This is a genomic window from Streptomyces sp. SID11385 (assembly GCF_010548245.1).
Taxonomy (GTDB): domain Bacteria; phylum Actinomycetota; class Actinomycetes; order Streptomycetales; family Streptomycetaceae; genus Streptomyces.
This window is the reverse complement of the sequence record NZ_JAAGLR010000438.1, coordinates 1-5,135: the sequence shown is the minus strand read 5'-3', so window position 1 is coordinate 5,135 and position 5,135 is coordinate 1. Positions and strand designations below refer to the sequence as shown.

2 protein-coding genes and 1 pseudogene are annotated in these 5,135 nt (G+C 74.1%); 2 read left to right on the top strand and 1 reads right to left on the bottom strand.

What is annotated here, in order from left to right; all coding sequences use genetic code 11:
• Positions 1-1,929 (top strand): annotated as a pseudogene (locus tag G3I42_RS13560) (hypothetical protein); the annotation flags it as partial.
• On the opposite strand, the gene G3I42_RS13555 reads toward G3I42_RS13560, so the two are convergent.
• Positions 1,857-2,516, bottom strand: coding sequence for a hypothetical protein (locus G3I42_RS13555; RefSeq protein ID WP_164285731.1), 660 nt, complete (start codon positions 2,514-2,516; stop codon positions 1,857-1,859). The pseudogene G3I42_RS13560 and the gene G3I42_RS13555 overlap by 73 nt on opposite strands.
• 520 nt (positions 2,517-3,036) lie before the next feature.
• On the opposite strand from G3I42_RS13555, the gene G3I42_RS13550 reads away from it, so the two are divergent.
• A partial coding sequence (locus G3I42_RS13550) for a nitrate- and nitrite sensing domain-containing protein (RefSeq protein WP_164285729.1) occupies positions 3,037-5,135 on the top strand: 2,099 nt, incomplete at its 3' end.

Here is a 5,135-nt window from a genome sequence, read left to right as displayed (position 1 = left end):
CGCGCCGCCCAGCGCGCCGCCGACGACGCCCGCCGCACCGCCCGTACCCTGCGCGCCGAGCGCGCCGAGATCGCGGGCGCCCCCGAAGAACTGCCCGCCCCCTCCGACGAGGCCCGCAGCGCCGCCCTGCCCACGCTGCGCGAGGCGTACCGCGCGGCATCGCAGCTCTACGAGAAGGTCGGCGTCGGTGCCGACCTCCGCGCCGAACAGGCCCGCGCCGAGAGCGAGGAGACCTCCGCCCTCGCCGAACTCGAACGCCTCAGCAACAAGGTCCGCACCCGCGCCTCCGGCCTCCTCGAAGGCCCCGACGGCGCCGACGGGCCCTCACGGCAGGCCGCCGCGGGGCGCGCCGAGGAACTCGTGCAGATGCTGGAGACCCGCGCCAACGCCGCGAGCGAACAGCTCGGCCGCCTGCGCGGCGAGGCCGAACGCCTCGCCCCCGAGGAGGGCGAGGCCCACACCGCGCTCCCCGAGGACCTCGTCCCCGCCGACGCCGGACAGGCCCAGACCCTCCTGCGCACCGCGAGCGCCGAACTCGCCGCCCGCACCGAGGCCCTGGACGCCGCCCGCGCGACCCACACCGCGCTCGGCCACGACCACCGCACGGCGGAAGAGGCGGCGGCGGGCTTCGAGGAGACGACGACACTCCTGCGCGACCTGCTCCGCGACAACCTCGCCCGCGACACCACCGAACCCGAACCCGGCACCCCGGCCCCGGAGGAGCCCGCCCCCTTCGCGGGGACGCTCACCGAGGCCCGTACCGCCACCGCCGAGGCCCGCCGCTCCCTGCGCGGCTGCGCCGCCGACCTGGCGGCGGCCGACGCCGCCGTCCGCGAGGCGAGCGACATCCTCGTACGGCACGCCAACTCCACGCGCTACGAGCAGGTACGCACCCCCGCGCGCCAGCAGATCAGGGAACTGCCCGCCGCCGCGCTCCCCGAGCACGCCGCCCGCTGGGCCGAGGCGTTCGCGCCGCGCCTGCGCGTGCTCACGGACGAACTGGAACAGCTCGAACGCAACCGCGACTCGATCGTCGACCGCCTGCGCGGCCTCGTGGAGTCCTCGCTCGCCACGCTCCGCGCCGCCCAGCGGCTCTCGCGCCTCCCCGAAGGGCTGGGGGAGTGGTCCGGGCAGGAGTTCCTGCGCATCCGCTTCGAGGAACCCGACCACGCGAGCCTCACCGAGCGGCTCGGCGAGGTCATCGACGAGGCCACCCGCGCCGCCGTCCGCAAGAACGCCGACCTGCGCCGCGACGGCATGAGCCTGCTCCTGCGCGGCGTCCAGGCCGCCCTCCAGCCGCGCGGCATCGCCGTCGAGATCCTCAAGCCGGACGCGGTGCTGCGCGCCGAACGCGTACCGGTGGGGCAGATGGGCGACGTCTTCTCGGGCGGTCAGCTCCTCACCGCGGCGATCGCGCTGTACTGCACGATGGCGGCGCTGCGCTCCAACGACCGGGGCCACGACAGGCGCCGGCACGCGGGCACGCTCTTCCTGGACAACCCGATCGGCCGCGCCAACGCCACGTACCTCCTGGAACTCCAGCGAGCCGTGGCGGACGCGCTCGGCGTCCAGCTCCTCTACACGACCGGGCTGTTCGACACGACGGCGCTCTCGGAGTTCCCGCTCGTCATCCGGCTGCGCAACGACGCGGACCTGCGGGCCGGGCTGAAGTACATCAGCGTCGAGGAGCACCTGCGGCCCGGGCTTCCCAAGGAGCCGGACGCCGAGGGAGTGCACGCCCAGATCCAGGCGACGCGCTTCTTCGAGCGTCCGCAGGAACCGGCCGAGTCGCAGGAACCGGTCGAGTCGGAGGAACCCGCCGTGTCGCGGGAAGCCACCGGCCGCCCCGGCGGCGCTCAGGCCGCCGCCGGGTCCTTCCCGCGCCCGGCCGCGCCGGAGGCGGAACGGGGGGAGCGGCCCGTGTCCTGAACGGGAACGGTGGGCCCGGGCGACGAGGGCGCGGGCGCGGTACGGGGGGAGGGGGCCTCCGTGACGGAGCGCCGCTCCGCCCGCGCCGCGAGCTTCGCCGCCTTGAGCGCCTGGCGCCGCTCCCTGCGCAACTGCCGCGCGGTGCTCCCCGGCTGGGACACCACCCCGTTGCGCTGCACCCACACCTGCCGGGTGACCCACACGTCGAGGACGCCCCACGTCGCCACCACCGTGCTCGCCACACTGCTCAGCACCATGGGGAAGGCGAGCCAGGAACCGGCGAGCGTGCACAGGAAGGCGGTCACCGCCTGGCACAGCGTCAGCGCCACGATGATGACGGCCCGGACCGCCGAGGTGCGCACCGCGTCGGGCAAGCGGCGCCGTACCGCGGGCTCCTCCTTCCACAAGGAGTCGCGCCGCACCGCCTCGCGCCGCCGCCGGGCGAACTCCGCGTCCTCGGCCGCGTCCTCGCCGTACTCCTCGATGCTCCACTGCGGCAGCGGGGTCTCCCAGGCGGCCGGCTCCCCGGCGGCGGTGCGTTCCGCCGTCCGCCTCTCGTCCTCGGTACCGCGCTCCACGGTGCTCATCACGCAGCCAACTCCCCACCACTCGCCGAACGGACCACCACCCGGGGGACACGAGCGGCTCTTCTTCTCGCTGCCCGCCCCACGCCGCTTTAGTCGGCCCCGTACGGCCGCACACGCGCGCGGGACCGCGTGGACCCGGCCCGCCTCCCCCTCGTACAGACGAACAAGAAAGGGCGCGGGTTTCCTCCCCTCGCCCCTGATTGACCCCTGATCCGCCGGAATTCACCGGCCCGTCCCGCGATGCCCGCGCGCGTACCGTCCGCGCCCTTCCGGACCGGATGGGGAAACCCGCCCCGTACCCGCTCAACAAGAAAACTATCCGGACATGTCTTCGAGTTGTAGCTGAGGCAGTAGTAGAGTCACGCCGATTCACGAGGCACGCGCGCGCCCCCACGGGAACCGCCCGTGGACGCTCGCGCCCACCGGCGCGGACGGCCCCGGGAGCAGGCGCCGACCCGTCCACCCGCGGTGGGCGGAGCCCCGTGATCGGCCGACGGGGACATCACAGGGGGACGACACCATGCGCTTTCGCGGGAAATCGATCCGCCGGAAGATCGTGGCCCTGCTCCTCGTGCCCCTCCTCTCCCTCGGCGTGGTCTGGGCCTACGCGACCGTCATCAGCGGCCAGGAGGCGTACCAGGTCCTCGGCGTCAGCCAGCTCATCGACCGGGCGGGCCAGCCCGTCAAGGAAGCGACCCGCGCCCTCCAGCAGGAGCGCACCCGCACCCTCGTCTACCTCGCCGACCCGCGCGGCTCCGACGTCTTCTCGGCGATGCGCCGCAGCTACTCCGCCACCGACGAAGCGGCCGAGAAAGTCCGCGACGTCGCCCGCGACGACGGCCTCCGCAACCGCATGAACGCCACCTCGCGCCGCGAACTCGACGCCGTCGTCCGCTCCTTCACCGATCTGACGGCCCTGCGCCGCAGCGCCGAGGACAACCGCCTCTCGCGCACCTCCGCGCTCAAGCTCTACTCCGACCTCGTCGACCCCTGCTTCGGTTTCCTCACCGACCTGCGCTCGGTCAAGGACGTCGCGCTCGACAAGCGCGGCCGCGGCGTCGTCGGCGTCGACCGCGCCCGCGAACTCCTCACCCAGGAGGACGCCGTCGTCAGCGCCGCCCTCACCGGGCACCGCCTCGGCCGCGACGAGATCCAGAAGGTCTCCGACCTCATCGCCCAGCGCGAACTGCTCTACGACACCAACCTCGGCCTCCTGCCCGCCGACGAGCGCAAGGACTTCGAGCAGTACTGGAAGAAGCAGAGCACCTCCGTCCTCACCGACGCGGAGTACGGCGTCAGCCAGTCGACACCGAGCGCCGTCGCCGTCGTCGACGCCGCCACCTGGGCCAAGGCGGCGAAGAGCGTCCTCGCCGACCTCGCCGCGCGCGACGACAAGATCGAGACCGCCTACCGCGACGCCGTGACCCCGTACGCGCACGGCGTGCTGCTGCGCACCGGCGTCGCGGGCTTCCTCGGCCTCGTCGCACTGCTCCTCTCCCTCTACCTCTCGGTCCGCATCGGCCGTTCCCTCGTCCGCGACCTCTCCGGACTGCGCCGCCGGGCCAACGAGACCGCCGGGGTCCGCCTGCCCGAGGTCATGCGCCGGCTCGCGGCGGGGGAGGAGATCGACATCGAGACCGAGGCACCGCGCCTCGCCCACGAACGTGACGAGATGGGGCAGGTCGCCCAGGCCCTGGAGACTCTCCAGCGCGCCGCCGTCGAGGCCGCCGTGCGCCAGGCCGACATGCGCAAGGGCGTCTCCGAGGTCTTCGTCAACCTCGCCCGTCGCAGCCAGGTCCTGCTCCACAAGCAGCTCACCCTGCTCGACACGATGGAACGCCGCACCGAGGACACCGACGAACTCGCCGACCTCTTCCGCCTCGACCACCTCACGACCCGGATGCGCCGCCACGCCGAGGGCCTCGTCATCCTCTCCGGCGCCGCCCCGGCCCGCCAGTGGCGCCGCCCCGTACCGCTCATGGACGTCGTGCGCGCCGCGGTCTCCGAGGTCGAGGACTACGAACGCGTCGAGGTGCGCCGCCTGCCCCGCGTCGCCGTCACGGGCGCGGCCGTCGGCGACCTCACCCACCTGCTCGCGGAACTCATGGAGAACGCCGCCGTGTTCTCGCCGCCGCACACCGCCGTGCAGGTGCTCGGCGAACGCGTCGGCCAGGGATTCCTGCTGGAGATCCACGACCGCGGCCTCGGCATGACGAAGGAAGCGCTCCTCGCGGCGAACCAGCGCCTCGCCGAGACGCCCGAGTTCGAGCTCTCCGACACCGACAGGCTTGGCCTCTTCGTCGTCAGCCGCATCGCCCGACGCCAGGGCGTCAAGGTCTCGCTCCAGCCCTCCCCGTACGGCGGCACGACCGCCGTCGTCGTCCTGCCCGAGAAGCTCCTCACGGAGGTGCCGGGCACCGACGGCGCGGGTTTCCCCGCGGTCTCCCCGGACGGACCCGTCGAACTGGAGGCCCCCGTCGCGACGCCCGGGCGCACGGCGGTACGGGAACCCGTCCCCGCCGGGGCCGACGAGGGCCCGCGCGGCCCGCTCACCCAGCTCGGCGCGCTGCCCCGCCGCCCGGTCCCCAAGCTCGTCACCTCGCACGGCCGCCCGGTCGG